Source organism: Actinomadura fulvescens (genome assembly GCF_039533225.1).
Classification (GTDB): domain Bacteria; phylum Actinomycetota; class Actinomycetes; order Streptosporangiales; family Streptosporangiaceae; genus Spirillospora; species Spirillospora fulvescens.
The window spans coordinates 616,603-631,903 of record NZ_BAAATD010000005.1; the positions used below are offsets into that span (position 1 = coordinate 616,603).

Sequence of the window (15,301 nt, forward strand, 5' to 3'; positions counted from 1 at the left end):
ACGAGACCGGGGTCTTTCGGGGAGGGCGGCTTCAATGGACGCCGCCCGCCGCGCGCGAGAGCACACCGCAGGGGAACGATCGGCTTCTCGCGCGCGGCGGGCGGCACCCTGTCTATGGGCCTCCCGCTGGGCCGCCGGCGACGACGAAGACGCGCCGGAAGGGGAAGACGGTGCCGTACGGGGCGGCCGGATACGCCTCGCGGAGACGAGCCCCGTACTCGGCCAGGAACGCGGTCGTCTCCGCCGGGTCCAGCCTCGTCAGAACGGGACGCAGGGCGGTGCCCTTGACCCATTCGAGCACCGGATCGTCGCCCGGCAGGAGCTGGGCGTAGGTGGTCTCCCAGGCGTCGACCGCGCAGCCGTGACCGGCCAGCAGGTCGAGGTAGCCGGACGGGTCGAGGACCGGGCGCGGGCGGACGGCGTCGCCCAGCCTGGCCCGCCAGCGCGGCGAAGCGCAGATCTCGCGCAGCAGCGTGTGGCTGGGGGCGTCGAAGTTGCCGGGGACCTGGAAGGCCAGCCGGCCCCCCGGGGCCAGTGCCTCGATCCAGCGCGGGAGCAGGTCTTGGTGGGACGGCACCCAGTGCAGGACGGCGTTGGAGACGATCAGATCGACGGGGCGTTCCGGCCGCCAGGCGGCGACGTCGCCCACCGAGAAGGTGAGCCGGCCGGGGATGCCGCGGGCGGCGGCGATCATTTCGGGTGAACTGTCGAACGCCTCGATCGTGGCCTCGGGCCAGCGGCGCAGCAGGGAGGCGGTCAGCTCGCCGCTCCCGCAGCCGAGGTCGACGATGTGGCCGGGGGCCTCCAGGTCGACCCGGGAGAGCAGCTCGGCGAAGGGCCGGGCGCGCTCGTCACCGAAGACCCCGTACTGCGCGGGGTCCCAGACGGCGCCTGCTTGTCTCGACATCAAGAAACATCATGCCCCGGGTCTTATCTTGATGTCAAGAAAGTATTCTCGATATCAAGACAGGTAGGCTGTCGCGCATGCGGGATGAGGTCGACCGGCTGGTCGAGGCCTGGCGCACCGAGCGCCCGGACCTCGACGTCCAGCCCCTGCACGTGCTCAGCCGGGTCTCCAGGCTCGCCCGCCACCTCGATCGGGCCCGGCGCGCGGTGTTCGCGGCCCATGATCTGGAGCCGTGGGAGTTCGACGTGCTGACCGCGCTGCGCCGGGCGGGCACGCCGTACGAGCTGAGCCCCGGCCGCCTGCTGCGCGCGACCCTGGTGACGTCCGGCACCATGACCAACCGGATCGACCGGCTGGCGGCGGCGGGCCTGGTGGAACGGCATCCGGACCCCGGCGACAAGCGCGGCGTCCTCGTGCGGCTCACCGATGCGGGTCAGACCCGGGTCGACGCGGCGTTCGCCGACCTGCTCAGGCGCGAGCACGACATCCTCGGCGGCCTCAGCCCCGCCGACCGCGACTCGCTCGCCGGACTGCTGCGGACCTTGCTCGTCCCGTTCGACAGTCCCGACGGGCTCTGAGTCAGCCGAGATCCTCGGCGAGCAGCAGCCACTCCTCCTCCACCTGCGCGGCCTCGTTCTGGACGTCCTTGAGCCGCGCGTTCAGCTCCTGGAGCTTCTCGTAGTCGGTCGCGTGCTCGGCCAGGCGCTCGTGCAGCTCCGCCTCCTGCCGGCCCAGCTTCTCCAGGCGGCGTTCGAGCTTGTCGAGCTCCTTGCGCGCCTTCCAGTCCTGGCCGCTGCCCTTGCCCTGTTTGGCCGCCGGAGCCGGGGCCTGAGGCGACGGCGACGGGGACTTGGAGGACGACTTCGACGGCGACTGGCCGGGCTTGACGGCGGTGCCGCTGCGACGGCGTTCCAGATACTCGTCCACGCCGCCCGGAAGCATCGAGACCCGGCCGTCGCCCAGGAGGGCGGCGACGCGGTCGGTGACGCGCTCCAGGAAGTAGCGGTCGTGGCTGACCACGACGAGCGTGCCCGGCCAGCCGTCGAGAAGGTCCTCCAGCTCGGTCAGCGTCTCGATGTCGAGGTCGTTGGTGGGCTCGTCCAGCAGGAAGACGTTGGGCTCCGCCATGAGGAGGCGGAGCACCTGCAGGCGCCGCCGTTCACCGCCCGACAGGTCGCCGACGGGCGTCCAATGGCGATCGCTGCGGAAGCCGAGGCGTTCCAGCAGCTGGCCGGCCGTCCAGTCACGCTTGCCGACCGTGATGCGGCCGCGGATCTCCTCGACCGACTCCAGGACGCGGCGGGACGGGTCGAGGTCTTCCAGGCTCTGCGACAGATGCGCCAGCTGGACGGTCTTCCCGCGGACGACCTTGCCCCCGGACGGGGTGACGGCGCCGTCCAGGAGGCGGAGCAGGGTGCTCTTGCCGCTGCCGTTCACGCCGACGAGACCGATCCGGTCGCCGGGACCCAGCTGCCAGGTGAGGTCTTTGAAGATGTCCCGCCCGCCGAGCTCGACGTCGACGTTCTCCAGGTCGAACACCGTCTTGCCGAGCCGCGCCGTGGCGAAGCGCGTCAGCTCGACCTGGTCGCGCAGGGGCGGCTCGTCGGCGATCAGCGCCTGCGCGGCGTCGATCCGGAACTTGGGCTTGGACGTGCGGGCCTGCGGGCCGCGGCGCAGCCAGGCCAGCTCCTTGCGCAGGAGGTTCTGGCGCTTGGACTCGGCGGCGGCGGCGATGCGGGAACGCTCGGCCTTGGCCAGCACGTACGCGGAGTAGCCGCCCTCGTACCGCTCGACCCCGCCGTCGACGACCTCCCACGTGCGGTCGGTCACCTCGTCCAGGAACCACCGGTCGTGGGTGACGACGAGCAGGGCCACCCTGCGGTCCTTCAGGTGCCGCGCCAGCCAGTCGATGGCCTCGATGTCGAGGTGGTTGGTGGGCTCGTCGAGGATCAGCAGGTCGGACTCGGGCACCAGCAGCCGGGCCAGCGCGATCCGGCGCTGCTCACCGCCGGACATCCCGGCCAGCGGCGCGTCCAGGTCGAGATCGGCGAGGAGCCCGCCGAGGATGTCGCGGATCCGGGTGTCGCCCGCCCACTCGTGCTCGGCCCGGTCACCGAGGACCTCCGAACGCACGGTGGCCCCGTCAGGGAACTCGTCCCGCTGGGTCAGGAAGCCGAGGCGCAGCCCGCGGGTGTGGGTCACCCGGCCGCCGTCGGGCTCGGTCTGGCGGGCGAGGACGGATACCAGCGTGCTCTTGCCCCCGCCGTTGCGGCCGACGACGCCGATGCGGTCGCCGGCGTCCAGCCCGAGAGACACCGAATCGAGCAGCGGGGCAGGCCCGTAGGCCTTGCTGACATTCTCAACATTGATGAGGTTCACGACGCCAACAAGGCTAATGCCCGCTCGAACCGTCCGCGCCGCAGGGGCTTCGCGCGCCCCGGCTCCACGGGTCAGATGACGGTGGCTCCGGGGACCGGGCCGCCCGCCCGTACGATCGACTTGGCCACGCCCTCTCCGGCCAGGACGGCCGCCAGCTCGGCCGCGTGCTCGGCGTTCTCGGCGAGGAAGGCGCACGTGGGGCCGGACCCGGACACCAGGGCGCCGATCGCTCCGGCCTCGTGGCCGGCGGTGAGCGTCCGGCGCAGGGAGGGCCGCAGGACCAGCGCGGCGGCCTGCAGGTCGTTGCTCAGCACGACGCCGAGGGCCTTGGCGTCGCCGGTGGCGAGGGCGCTCATCAGCTCCTCGGACACCCGCGGCCGGGGGGCCTCCTCGCCCCGCTCGGCGCGCAGCCGGTCGCACTCGGCGTAGACGGCGGGCGTGGACAGGCCGCCGTCGGCGGTCGCGAAGACCCAGTGGAACGTGCCGCGGGCGAGCGCCGGCGTCAGCCGCTCTCCCCTGCCGACCCCGATCGCCGTGCCGCCGAGCAGCGCGAACGGGACGTCGCTGCCGAGGTCGGCGCCGAGCTCCAGCAGATCGTCACGGCTGAGCCGGGGATCGTCCGGCGAGTCCCACAGGCGGGCGCAGGCGAGCAGGGCGGCGGCGGCGTCGGCGCTGCCGCCCGCCATGCCGCCCGCGACCGGGATGGCCTTGCGGATGCGCAGCGCGACCGCGGGCTCCACGCCGAGCCGGGCCGCGACGAGCCGGGCCGCGCGGGCGGCCAGGTTGTCGTCGTCGGCCGGTACGCCGTCGACCGCGACCCGGGAGCCGGGCGCGGTCTCGACCGTCACCGCGAGCTCGTCCGCGGGCACGGCCGTCAGCTCGTCGAAGAGCGAGACGGCGTGGAAGACGTTGACGAGATCGTGGTACCCGTCGTCACGGAGCGGGCCCACGCTGAGCTGGAGGTTGACCTTGGCCGGTGCGCGCACGGTCACAGCTGTCACGAGACCGAAGCGTACGGGACCGGGCACGCGACGGTCGAAGCCGGGGCACCGCCGGGCCGGTCAGCCGCCGCTGGTGACCGGGAGGTTGCGGGGATTGAAGTAGGGGCTGGTCGCGAACTCGCGCAGGGCCGAGACGGCGGCGCGGTCGCCGGTCACCTCGTAGCGCCGGCGCCTGTCGCGCTGCTCCTGGGCCTGCTCGTTGGAGTTGAAGTAGACCACGGCCTTGATCTGCGGGTTCTGCAGGGTCTGCGCGGCCTTGCGGAGCCACTCGGCCCGGCGCGTGCCGTACGCCTGCGGGACGCCGAACTCCGCGACCATGATCGGCTTGGTGCGCTCCCGGGCCCACTCCATGAAGATCTTCAGCGTCTCGGACAGGTCCCGGTACTCGTAGTCGCCGCCGGGCTGGGCGTCCACGCAGATCCAGTCGACCTGGTCGTCACCCGGGTAGAACGGCTGCGCCGCACCCGAGCCGAACCCGCGGGCCGTGGGGCACCAGACCCAGGCGACGTTGTCGACCTTCTCCCGCTTGAAGATCGTCCGCAGCCGCTTCCAGGCCGCGATGTAGGACTCCGGCGAATGGATCTTGGTGTCGCGCAGGCTCGCCTTGTCCATGTCGCGCTGCCAGCGCAGGAAGATCGGCTTGCCGGTGGCCTTGATCGCCCGGGCCCGGGCGCGGATGAGCGCGTCGTGCCGGCCGGCCACGATCTCCCGGGTGTCGGTGCCGGACCAGGTCAGCAGCATGGTCCGGTGGCCGCCTTCCAGCAGCGCCGTGTCGACCTTGCGGGGGAACTCGTCCTTCCAGGAGATGTAGCTCTGCACGATGTCCAGCCGGCGGCCCAGCTCGCGCTCGAAGCCGGTCAGCGCCGTCATCCCGTCCCTGGCCTCGACCTCGGCGTCGTCGGCCTCAGGGGTGGCCGTGGACTCCGAGGAGGGCGACGTCGACGGCGAGGCCTTGCCGGACGGGCGCTTGGTCTGCGTGGCGTACACGGGGCCGAGGTCGGGCGGGACCCAGGCGCCGAAGTAGGCGCCCTGCGCCGGCGGCGTCGGGGCCACCCCGGCCCGCGCCGTCACCGTGATCTTGGGCGTCGCGGCGGTGCCGTTACTGCAGCCGGCCGCCACGAGGGCGCCCACCACGGCCATCGCGCCCAGCGCCGCCACCGCGGGCATCGCCGATCGGACGAGTGCCGCCCTCGTCACGGGCAGTCTCGTCCTCGTCGCAAGCAGTGTCGCCCTCGTCGCAAGCGACGGTGCCTTCGTCGCCCGCGAACGCGCCTTCACCATGCTCCTCCGCCTCAATCTGATCTTTAGCGCCCCCAGGACCATACTTGGCAATGCAGGCGAACGCGGCCACATCCAGCGCCTCGCCACGGGTCCGGGGATCCACACCGGCGGCGCGCAACGCCCGTTCGGCCTCGGCCGCCGACCCCGCCCAGCCCGCCAGCGCCGCGCGCAGGGTCTTGCGGCGCTGAGCGAACGCGGCGTCGACCACGGCGAACACCTCGTCCCGGCTCGCCGTCGTGGCCGGGGGCTCCCGGCGGGTGAACGCCACGAGCCCCGAGTCCACGTTCGGCGCCGGCCAGAACACCGCGCGTCCCACCGGACCGGCACGGCGCGCGTCCCCGTACCACGCCAGCTTCACCGACGGCACGCCATAGATCTTGCTGCCGGGCGCCGCGACCATCCGGTCCGCGACCTCCGCCTGCACCATCACCAGGACACGCCGGAGCGACGGCACCTCGGCCAGCAGGTGCAGGACGACCGGAACCGCCACGTTGTAGGGCAGGTTGGCCACCAGCGCCGTCGGCTCAGGCCCCGGCAGCACCACCTGCGGCCCCCGGGAAGCCCGGGCACCGCGCCTGGGCACGGCGGCTCGCGGCTCCACCGCGTTCGAAGTCGTGATCCGCAACGCGTCGGCCCGGACCACTTCCAGGCGGCCGGCGAGTTCGGGGGCGTGCCGGGCGACGGTCTCGGGGAGCGCCGCGGCCAGCACCGGGTCGATCTCGACGGCGGTCACGCGGCGTACTTCCGGAAGGAGCGCCAGGGTGAGGGACCCGAGACCGGGTCCGACCTCGATCACGACGTCGTCCGGCGCCAGGTCCGCGGCGCGGACGATCCTGCGGACGGTGTTGGGATCGATGACGAAGTTCTGCCCGAGCGTCTTGGTCGGCCGGATGCCGAGCCGCCCGGCCAGTTCGCGAACCTCCGCGGGCCCGAGCAGCGCGTGCGTGTCCTGTGTGTCCCCCACCGGATCAGTCTCTCAGGTCCGCGTGAACGGTGAAGGTCCCCGCTAGGTGAAGAGGAATCGCCCACAGTGCGGCCACTGCCCCTGCCAGCGGCCGTTGACCTTGTTGTAGAGCAGCTGGGCGCGGTAGGTCTGCTCCGCCGGGCTCGCGTTGGTCGGCAGTCCCGTGCCGCCGACGGAGCCCCAAGTCGCCAGCGAGAACTGGTAGAGCCCGTAGTAGCCGCCCGCGCGGTTGACCGCCTTGGGGTTGCCGCCCGACTCGCACTTGGCCAGCCCGGGCCAGTTGAGCCGCGCCGCGGACCCGGCGGCGGCCGACTGCGGGCCCACCGCCACGATCTCCGTCACCGGCTTGCGCCTGACCTTCTGGTCGATGACGGCCTTGACCTTCTTGCCGCGCCGCTTGACCCAGGCCACCTGGACGACCTTGATGCCCGGCTTGCCCTTGCGCAGCACCTTCTGGCTCCACGGCGGCAGCTTGGAGCTCTTCTTCTTGACGACGGGCGGCGCCGTCTTCACCGTCTTGGTGACCGGCGCCGACAGCAGCCGGAGCACCTTGATCACCTGTGTGGTGGCGGCCGGGGCGGTCAGCGGCGGCTTGACCAGGTTGTGCTTCCCGAGCTGCACCTTGGCCTGGGCCAGCACCTCCTGGACGGTGGCGCCGGTCGTCATCGTCTCGGTGCGCTTCCCGTCGACCACGAGGACGACCTTGCGCGGCGCCGGTGCCGAGGCGCTGGGCGCGGGCGGATCGGCGACGGGCCGCTGCGACTCGGCCTTGGCGCCGCCGCCGCATCCGGCGGCGAGCAGTGCCGCGGCGACCAGCAGGGAAATCGCGGGGGGTGTGGAACGCACCTTGTCCTCCAGGACCGCCGGCAGGGCCCGGGGGTGCCCTGCTCAACGGCCAGACCCTAAAGCCCCGCGGGTGACTTCCGCCACCGCATCACCCGATGTGACCTGTCTGGCAGGTCCCGGGAACCGGCGCTAGGGCCGGCCGCGCAGCCGCCGGACGGACCAGATCACGCCGACGATCACCAGGACGACGAGCATCGCCGCGAAGAACGCCGGCGCGAACGGCCCCCGGACCGTGCAGCCCTCGACGTGGAGGTGGTCGGAGCCGGTCTCGCGCTGGTGCCGGGCGTTCGCCCACAGCCGGACCTCGCAGCGCTCCCCGCCCGCCCGCTCCCACGTGGCGGTGCAGCGGACACGCTTGCCGTCCGGCTCGGCGCACGCGGTCAGCTCGGCCTCCACCGACGCGGCGCGTGTGTACTCGTAGGCGGGATAGGCGGAGGCCAGCAGGCCCACGACCGCCAGAACCACGATCACCGCGATGGCGACGCTCTCGCGCCGCCGCATCCGCGCGGACTCCGCCGCCCGCGTCGCCCGCCCTCGATTCGCTCGCCGCGTTCTGCCTCCCATCCGCCTCAGACTAGGGCGCCGCGAACGCGACGAGGACCGCTGGGTGCGTGTTACCAGGGGCCGAAGACACGTTCCCCGGTCGCGGCGATCGCGGTACAGAGGTCGGCGACCTCGACGCCCTTGACCTCGGCCATGAAACGCACGGTGTGCGGGATCAGGTAGGAGGCGTTGGGCTTGCCGCGGTGCGGGATCGGGGTCAGGAACGGCGCGTCGGTCTCGACCAGGACGAGGTCGAGCGGCGCGACGCGCAGGGCGTCGCGCAGCGGCTCGGCGTTCTTGAACGTGACGTTGCCCGCGAAGCTCATCACGTAGCCGAGGTCGGCGCAGACCTTGGCCATCTCGCCGTCGCCCGAGAAGCAGTGGAAGACCACCGTCTCCGGGGCGCCCTCCTCACGCAGGACGCGCAGCACGTCGTCGTGGGCCTCGCGGTCATGGATGACCAGGGCCTTGCCGGTGCGCTTGGCGATCTCGATATGCGCGCGGAACGAACGGTGCTGGTCGTCCTTGGGCGCCCAGTCGCGGTAGTAGTCCAGACCGGTCTCACCGATCGCCCGGACCTTCGGCCCCTCGGCCAGCCGGGCGATGTCGTCGAGCACGGCGTCGTCGACGCCCGTGGTCTCGTTGGGGTGGATGGCCACGGCCGCGTACACGGGGTCGTGCTCGGTGGCGGTCTCGGCCGCCCAGCGCGACGAGGGCAGGTCACAGCCGATCGTGACGATCCGCGTGATGCCGGCCGCCCGCGCCGCGGCCACCTGCTCGGCCACGGGCGTCTCGACGATGTCGAGATGGCAGTGGCTGTCGAGCACGTCCACCGGAAGGCGATCCGGCAGCGGCGGCAGCGCCCTCGGCGCCATGCCGCCCGCCTCCTCGTCCGCCGTCATTCGGCCTCCAGCCTGGCCAGTTCCTCGTCGACGATCGACTCGTCGAGCTTCTTGAACAGCGGGACCGGCTTGGCCAGCGGAACGCCGGGCTTGATCGGCTGCGACTCCCAGCGCGCCCTGGTCTCGTAGTCGCCGGTCAGGATCGGGTAGTCGGGACCGCCGTGCTCAGAGACGATCTCCAGGCGCGGCTTGCCGCTCCACTCGCCCTCGCCGCCGAGCATCTCGAACACCTTCTGCGAGGACTCCGGCAGGAACGGGGTGAGCAGCGACTTGGCGTCGTCCACGACCTGCAGCGCGACGTGCAGCACGGTGCCCTTGCGCGCCGGGTCGTCCTTGATCTTCCAGGGCTCCTGGGCGGACAGGTAGCCGTTGGCCTCACGGACGACGTCGAACGCCTCGGTGACCGCGTTCTTGAACCGCGACCGGCCGAGCTCCGCGCCCACCGCGGCGAAGCCCGCCCTGGAGCGTTCGAGCAGCGCGCGGTCGGCGTCGGTCAGGTCGACGGCCTCGGGGATCGCGCCGAAGTCCTTGGCCGCCATGTTGACCGACCGGTTGACGAGGTTGCCCCACTGGGCGACCAGCTCGTTGTTGTTGCGCTCGCGGAAGTGCTGCCAGGTGAAGTCGGTGTCCTGGTTTTCGGGGCCGGCGACCGCGATGTAGTAGCGCAAGGCGTCGACGTCGTAGCGCTCCAGGAAGTCCTTCACGTAGATGACGACCTGGCGCGACGAGGAGAACTTGCGGCCCTCCATCGTCAGGAACTCCGACGACACCACCTCGTCGGGCACCTTGAGGGCGCCGAGCGAGCCGGCCGTACCGCCCCTGTCGCCCTGACCGCTGTAGCCGAGGAGCATCGCCGGCCAGATCTCGGCGTGGAAGACGATGTTGTCCTTGCCCATGAAGTAGTAGGAGAGGGCCTCGGGGTCCTGCCACCAGGCCCGCCACGCCTCCGGGTCGCCGGTCCGGCGCGCCCACTCCACCGACGCGGAGAAGTAGCCGATCACCGCGTCGAACCACACGTACAGCTTCTTGGCGGGGTTGTCGCGCCAGCCGTCCAGCGGGATCGGCACGCCCCAGTCGAGGTCGCGGCTGATCGCGCGCGGCTGCAGGTCGCCCAGCAGGTTGAGCGCGAACTTCAGCACGTTCGGCCGCCAGTCGCCCTGCTTGGACCTCAGGTAACGGCCGAGCACCTCGGTGAACGCGGGCAGGTCGAGCATGAAGTGCTCGGTCTCGACGAACTTCGGCGTCTCCCCGTTGATCCGGCTGACCGGGTTGATCAGGTCGACCGGGTCGAGCTGGTTGCCGCAGTTGTCGCACTGGTCGCCGCGCGCGCCGTCGTAGCCGCAGATCGGGCAGGTGCCCTCGATGTAGCGGTCGGGCAGCGTGCGTCCGGTGGACGGCGAGATCGCGCCCATCGTGGTCTTGGGGAAGACGTAGCCGTTGTCGTAGAGCCCCTTGAAGAGCTCCTGCACCACCGTGTAGTGGTTGCGCGTCGTGGTGCGGGTGAACAGGTCGTACGACATGCCCAGCCCGAGCAGGTCCTCGGCGATCACTCGGTTGTAGCGGTCGGCCAGCTCGCGGGCGGTCACGCCCTCCTTGTCGGCCTGCACCTGGATCGGCGTGCCGTGTTCGTCGGTGCCGCTGACCATCAGGACCTTGTTGCCCGCCATCCGCTGGTAGCGGCTGAACATGTCGGCGGGCAGCGCGAATCCGGAGACGTGCCCGATGTGGCGGGGCCCGTTGGCGTACGGCCAGGCGGGCGCGGTCAGGATGTGTCGGCTCGACGAGGACATGAAGTCAAGAGTAGAGGTCGCCTCCGGCGCCAACGACTCGATATCGCCCAGGGCGCAGCGGCGGCTTCCCTGAAAATTTGCTGAGAGTCTCCCCTGGCCACTGGCTCCTGACCTGCGCGGCTGACATCATCGAGCACCGAAAAGGCAGATCAGAGGCCCTCCCGGACGGGCGGGCCGTCGTCGAGAACCAAGCAGGCATGACCCAGAGCACGCAGGCATGACCCAGAGCACACTGCGCACGCCGGACTGCGGCCGCGACACCGCCACGGCGGCGACCGAGACGCCCCGGCGACCCCTACCGGCCCGGCGGCGGCTGCCCGTACGGCTACTGCGCCGCGGCGTGGTCTGGAAGTCGCTGCTGGTCGCGGCGGCGAGCGTCCTCGTGCAGTGGCTGGTCATGCCGCCGCCGCTGTACGCCGACCCGTTCTACGTCTTCACCGCCGGCAAGCTCTGGCCGGACATCCCGCTCGGACGCGAACCCTTCCTCGACGTTCCGCACCAGATCACCCGGATGGGGCTGGTGCTGCCGACCATGATCGCCGAACGGCTGCTCGGCGACGGGCAGGTCGCCTACTTCTGTGTCGCCGCGCTCGGCGGCTGCCTGTTCTTCGTGGGCGCCTTCCTGGCCGTGCGGTCGCTCTTCGGTGAGACCGCCGGGCTGGTCGCCGCGCTGGTGCTGCTGGTGCACCCGTTCTTCATCCTGGTCAACCCGTACGGCGACGAGGTCACCTGGGCGACCGGGGCGATCCTCCCCGACATGCCGGGCGCGGGGCTCTTCGCGATGGGCGTCGCGGCGCTGGTCGCCGCGAGCCGGAGGGCGGACCGGCGCCGGCAGACGCGGTTGCTGCTCGTGGCGGGGCTGTGCTTCGGCTGCGCGTTCCTGGCCCGGGAGTTCCTGGCCTTCCTGTACCTGGCCATCCCGATCTTCGTGGTCCTCCTCCGGCTCCCGCTGCGCAGGATGACGTTCATCGCGGCGCCGATGCTGGGCGTGCTGGCCGTCAACCTCGGCCACAACGCCGTGGTGTTCGGCGATCCGCTGACCGAGCTGCGCTCCGCCGCCGGCCACGGCGGGATGCCCGCCGAGCCCATCACCCGGCTGGACGCGCTGAGCTCGTTCCCCCGCGCGATGTACGAGTGGGACCCGCTCGGCACGATCTTCATCGTGGCGCTGGCGCTCAACGTGGTGGGCCTGCTGGCCACCCGTGACCGGCGGTTGGCATTGACGCTGGTGTGGTTCGCCGCGCTCTGGGCGCCGCTGACGCTGATGTCGGGCACCATCGACCCGACCGACATCTCACTGCGCGCCTGGCTCGTCCGCTACTGGTTCGCCGTGCTGCCCGCCCTGGCCGCCGGCGGCCTCGGCTCGCTGATCCTGCTGACCCGGCGGTTCGCGCTGCCGGCGGTCAGGCGCCACGTGATCCCGGCGGCGCGCCGTGCCGCCGCTCCGCTGACCCGGCGCCTGGCCGAGCCCCGCCGCCGGACGCTGTCGCGGCGCGCCGGCGTGGTCTCCGCCGGAGCGCTGGCGGTCGCCGTCACCGCGGCCTACCTCGTGCCCGCCGGGCTGCTGATCGCCGAACAGCCGCGCGACCAGGCCTGGAGCGAGCTGCGCGGCTGGCTGGCCGACGAGGAGACCACGGTGGACACGATCTGGGCGGACGAGCGGCTCGGGCAGACGCTGACCTTCTACACCCAGGACGTGTGGGGTGAGGAGGTCTGGGACGGCGAGGTCCGCACGTTCCGCCAGATTGACGGTGAGCTGCCCGCCGCCGCGGTGAACGGGCCGCTGCTCCACACCGAGTGGCGGGGGCAGGAGCCGCCCAGCTCCCATGGTGTCCAGCCCAGCACCGAGAGCGGCTGGGAGCTGGAGTGGAGCTCTTCTGACGACGTGCTGGAGCTCTGGGAACGCGGCTAGGCGGGTTCCGCGTCCCGTTCGGGCGCGGGATGGTCGGGCGCAGGCTTGTCCGCGGGCTTGTCCGGCGCGGGCTCCTCGACCGCCGCCTTCGGGTGGCGGGCGAACGTGAGGGCGGCGGCCAGGCAGGCCAGCGGCAACGCGGGCATCGCGTACCGATGGTCGAAGCCGAGCACCGCCACCGGCGCCACGAGCAGCGACACCGCGACGCCCCATGGCAGCAGGACGGTGCGCCGGGTGCGGCGCGAGCCGCCGCGCCGGCTGACGACGCCCCAGGCTCCCAGCAGGAGCACGATGAGGAGCGCCGGGCCGGGAATGTGGACCTTGTAGGCCGCGAGCCAGCCCGCGTACGGCTCGACCGAACGGGTGCCCTCGGTGACGCCCGGGTCGTAGGCGAGGGCAGTGTCCCGAGCCCCTGGCTCGTCTGACAGCGGGACGGTGCCAGTGGTGAAGTAGAAGACCGGCGGCAGGCGCTTGGGATGCGCGACCGCGGGATAGGCGAACGTCCTCGACACGTCCACGGTCACGGCCCACAGGTAGTCCAGCGGCTGAGCCATGATCGTACGGATCGCGAACGAACGGGCCAGGTCCTCGTTGGCGTTGCGGCCGGGCGGCCGGTTGATCTCGCCGACCCAGTAGTACTCCGAGGCGGCGTCGGTCTTCACGCCGTCCGGGCAGAGCCTCGCCTCGGCCGGTGGCGGCTTGACCTTGTCGCAGTCCACGAACGTCCGCGTCCGCGCCCAGAGCGAGGCCCCGTCACCGCCGGCGAGCTTGAACCGCCCGTACTCGGAGTGGTACCAGGTCGCGTACGAGACGATCGGGACGGCCGCCACCAGCGCCGCGACGACCAGCGAGCGCCAGGCCACCCGCCGCACCGCCATCCAGGCCAGCACCAGCACCAGCAGCGGCAGCGCGATCGTGCGGAACAGCGCGGCGAGCGCCAGCAGCAGCGCGGCGCCGGTCGCGGCCCGCCAGGTGATCTCGGGCGACCACAGCAGGACGATCACCGCGCCGGTGACCAGGAGCAGGAACGGCGTGTCGGACAGCACCGCGTGCTCCAGGTGGAGCAGCTCGACGTCGAACAGTGGGGCGATCATGGCCAGCGACGCGCCCCACGCGGGCAGGCCCCGGCGCCGGAGCACCGCGTATCCCAGCACGCCCACGGCCAGGCCCATCAGATGCTGGAGCACGATGATCAACGGGATGCTGTGGAACGGCTTGAGCAGCCAGAGGAAGAAGCCGTAGCCGCCGGGGTGCAGATTGCGCGCGGGATGGGGTTCGAGCGCGAACCGCAGGTATTCGTACGAGTCGTACCAGTACATCTCCCCGGGCCGCTGCCCCAGCAGTGCCAGCACCCGTACCGCCACCGCGAGCACGACCACCACGGCGAACAGCCGGTGCCGTCCCAGCCCGGCCCTCAGGCGCCGGACCAGACCGTGTCCGGACTCCGGCTCCGGCTCCGCGGCGCGGGCGGAGTCGGTCAGCACATCGGTCACCGGGCGGCTCCAACGAGAGTGGGCTCAGCGGCTCCGGGCCGGTCTTCGTCCGGCTCCCACCGGCGACGTGCCCAGGGCAGCGCGACGAGGATCGCCAGGACGACGGCCAGACCGCTCATGTAGTAGTACGGGGCGACGTCGTTCCAGTCGCGCAGCAAGGTCATCACCAGATAGCCCGCCCCCGCGTACAAACTGATCACGATGCTCATCAGCCAGGTCCAGCGGGCCGGGCGGGCGGTCGCGTAGGGCATCGCCCACTCCAGGTACTGCACGCCGTGCGAGGCGGTGGCCACCTGGAAGGCCGAGGCGCTGACCATGGCGATGTCGACCGGATGGGCGCGGCGCCACCACCAGACGGCCGCCGCGATCGCGGCCAGGGTGAGGACCGTGCCGACGGTGCCGATCGTCTGGCTGAACGGGTCGTGCAGCAGCCGGCCCTTGGGCACCGGGTTGAGCCACAGCAGCACCGAACTCCAGCCGAAGGTGCCGACGACCGGGTGGTAGCCCAGCATGACGCTCATCACGTCGGGCAGCTTGGACACGGGCGTGCCGACCGTCAGCGGCATGGTGACGAAGAGCGCGGCCAGGACTCCGCCCATGGCCCCGACCAGCTGTGCCCGGAACCGCCAGGTGGGCAGTGCGATCAGCAGGGCGGGCAGGAAGAGCGCGGGCCAGGTCTTCACCGAGATCGCGAGCGCGATCAGCGCGCCGGCCAGCAGGACCCGGCGGGTGGTCGGCGTCCCCCGCAGGACGACCACGAACGCGCCGAGGGCGAAGAGCAGGCACAGCGGCTCCATCTGCCCGTGCACCGCCGAGACCAGCACGGTCAGCGGGTTGACCGCGTACAGGAACCGCGCCGTGGAGCGGAACGAGGGCGCCGCCAGCGATCCGACCAGCGCCACCACGCCGAGGTCGAACAGGATCGGCCCGATCCGGCTGACCACCATCCACGGCACGTCGAACTGCCGTTCGACGAAGACGTTGCCCGCGAGGAACAGCGCGTAGGTGGGCAGGTAGTTCCAGCCGGTCTCCGGCGCGTTCAGGATCGGGTCGCGGTGCTCCAGCGCGTTGACGCCGGCCCGGTGGAAGTCGATGTTGAGGTCGTAGGGCTTGAAGTCGCCCGCGACGAGCCACATCAGGACCCGCAGGCCCAGCGCCACCAGCAGGGTGATCTTCAGCGACGGGCCCCACCCGCGCCGCCAGGCCACCAGGAGCAGCACGGCGCAGAGCGCGAAGACCGCGAGCCGGGCCGCGAGATCCAGGGGGTCGACGATCATTGACAT

General features: G+C 71.9%; 13 protein-coding genes. 2 read left to right on the top strand and 11 right to left on the bottom strand.

Going from position 1 to position 15,301, the window contains the following annotated elements; genetic code table 11:
- Positions 1-112: 112 nt before the first annotated feature.
- A complete protein-coding gene (locus tag ABD333_RS21840) occupies positions 113-907 on the bottom strand; it encodes a trans-aconitate 2-methyltransferase (protein WP_344543596.1) in 795 nt (264 codons plus the stop codon).
- A 77-nt stretch (positions 908-984) separates the two neighbouring features.
- Here ABD333_RS21840 and ABD333_RS21845 point away from each other — a divergent pair, with 77 nt between their 5' ends.
- The gene (locus ABD333_RS21845; protein WP_344543597.1) at positions 985-1,485 is read left to right on the top strand and encodes a MarR family winged helix-turn-helix transcriptional regulator; all 501 of its coding nucleotides are present in this window, start codon (positions 985-987) and stop codon (positions 1,483-1,485) included.
- A gap of 1 nt (position 1,486) precedes the next feature.
- Here the strand turns inward: ABD333_RS21845 and ABD333_RS21850 are convergent, their stop codons facing one another.
- The 8 genes from ABD333_RS21850 to metG form a co-directional block, all read right to left on the bottom strand.
- A complete protein-coding gene (locus ABD333_RS21850; protein WP_344543599.1) occupies positions 1,487-3,286 on the bottom strand; it encodes an ABC-F family ATP-binding cassette domain-containing protein in 1,800 nt (599 codons plus the stop codon).
- A gap of 71 nt (positions 3,287-3,357) precedes the next feature.
- Positions 3,358-4,278: a 4-(cytidine 5'-diphospho)-2-C-methyl-D-erythritol kinase gene (locus tag ABD333_RS21855; RefSeq protein ID WP_344543756.1), complete on the bottom strand. Its 921-nt coding sequence runs from the start codon at positions 4,276-4,278 to the stop codon at positions 3,358-3,360.
- A gap of 69 nt (positions 4,279-4,347) precedes the next feature.
- A complete protein-coding gene (locus ABD333_RS21860) occupies positions 4,348-5,454 on the bottom strand; it encodes a glycoside hydrolase family 26 protein (RefSeq protein WP_344543600.1) in 1,107 nt (368 codons plus the stop codon).
- Complete coding sequence (gene rsmA, locus ABD333_RS21865; RefSeq protein WP_410556522.1) at positions 5,387-6,532, bottom strand: 16S rRNA (adenine(1518)-N(6)/adenine(1519)-N(6))-dimethyltransferase RsmA; 1,146 nt, start codon at positions 6,530-6,532, stop codon at positions 5,387-5,389. The genes ABD333_RS21860 and rsmA overlap by 68 nt, the downstream gene beginning before the upstream one ends.
- A 42-nt stretch (positions 6,533-6,574) precedes the next feature.
- On the bottom strand, positions 6,575-7,378 hold the full coding sequence (locus ABD333_RS21870) for a resuscitation-promoting factor (protein ID WP_344543602.1): 804 nt from the start codon (positions 7,376-7,378) through the stop codon (positions 6,575-6,577).
- 129 nt (positions 7,379-7,507) lie between these two features.
- Entirely contained in the window at positions 7,508-7,942 is a 435-nt protein-coding gene (locus ABD333_RS21875; RefSeq protein WP_344543604.1) for a hypothetical protein, read from the bottom strand.
- Between the two features lie 50 nt (positions 7,943-7,992).
- Positions 7,993-8,823 (bottom strand): TatD family hydrolase, encoded by an 831-nt coding sequence (locus tag ABD333_RS21880; protein ID WP_344543605.1) that lies wholly within the window; start codon positions 8,821-8,823, stop codon positions 7,993-7,995.
- Positions 8,820-10,613 carry a methionine--tRNA ligase gene (gene metG / locus ABD333_RS21885; RefSeq protein ID WP_344543607.1) on the bottom strand — a complete coding sequence of 598 codons (1,794 nt, stop codon included), beginning with the start codon at positions 10,611-10,613 and terminating at the stop codon, positions 8,820-8,822. Before metG ends, ABD333_RS21880 begins: the two co-directional genes overlap by 4 nt.
- A 217-nt stretch (positions 10,614-10,830) precedes the next feature.
- Here metG and ABD333_RS21890 point away from each other — a divergent pair, with 217 nt between their 5' ends.
- Positions 10,831-12,525, top strand: coding sequence for an ArnT family glycosyltransferase (locus ABD333_RS21890; protein ID WP_344543608.1), 1,695 nt, complete (start codon positions 10,831-10,833; stop codon positions 12,523-12,525).
- Here the strand turns inward: ABD333_RS21890 and ABD333_RS21895 are convergent.
- Positions 12,522-14,018 carry a hypothetical protein gene (locus ABD333_RS21895; protein WP_344543610.1) on the bottom strand — a complete coding sequence of 499 codons (1,497 nt, stop codon included), beginning with the start codon at positions 14,016-14,018 and terminating at the stop codon, positions 12,522-12,524. The two genes, ABD333_RS21890 and ABD333_RS21895, sit on opposite strands and share 4 nt — an antisense overlap.
- Complete coding sequence (locus ABD333_RS21900; RefSeq protein WP_344543611.1) at positions 14,015-15,295, bottom strand: glycosyltransferase 87 family protein; 1,281 nt, start codon at positions 15,293-15,295, stop codon at positions 14,015-14,017. Before ABD333_RS21900 ends, ABD333_RS21895 begins: the two co-directional genes overlap by 4 nt.
- Between the last annotated feature and the right edge of the window lie 6 nt (positions 15,296-15,301).

Coding starts and splice junctions, on each gene's coding strand:
- ABD333_RS21840 (WP_344543596.1), bottom strand. CDS start 907: ATGTCGAGACAAGCAGGCGCCGTCTGGGACCCCGCGCAGTACGGGGTC.
- ABD333_RS21845 (WP_344543597.1), top strand. CDS start 985: ATGCGGGATGAGGTCGACCGGCTGGTCGAGGCCTGGCGCACCGAGCGC.
- ABD333_RS21860 (WP_344543600.1), bottom strand. CDS start 5,454: ATGCCCGCGGTGGCGGCGCTGGGCGCGATGGCCGTGGTGGGCGCCCTC.
- ABD333_RS21875 (WP_344543604.1), bottom strand. CDS start 7,942: ATGGGAGGCAGAACGCGGCGAGCGAATCGAGGGCGGGCGACGCGGGCG.
- ABD333_RS21880 (WP_344543605.1), bottom strand. CDS start 8,823: ATGACGGCGGACGAGGAGGCGGGCGGCATGGCGCCGAGGGCGCTGCCG.
- metG (WP_344543607.1), bottom strand. CDS start 10,613: ATGTCCTCGTCGAGCCGACACATCCTGACCGCGCCCGCCTGGCCGTAC.
- ABD333_RS21890 (WP_344543608.1), top strand. CDS start 10,831: ATGACCCAGAGCACACTGCGCACGCCGGACTGCGGCCGCGACACCGCC.
- ABD333_RS21900 (WP_344543611.1), bottom strand. CDS start 15,295: ATGATCGTCGACCCCCTGGATCTCGCGGCCCGGCTCGCGGTCTTCGCG.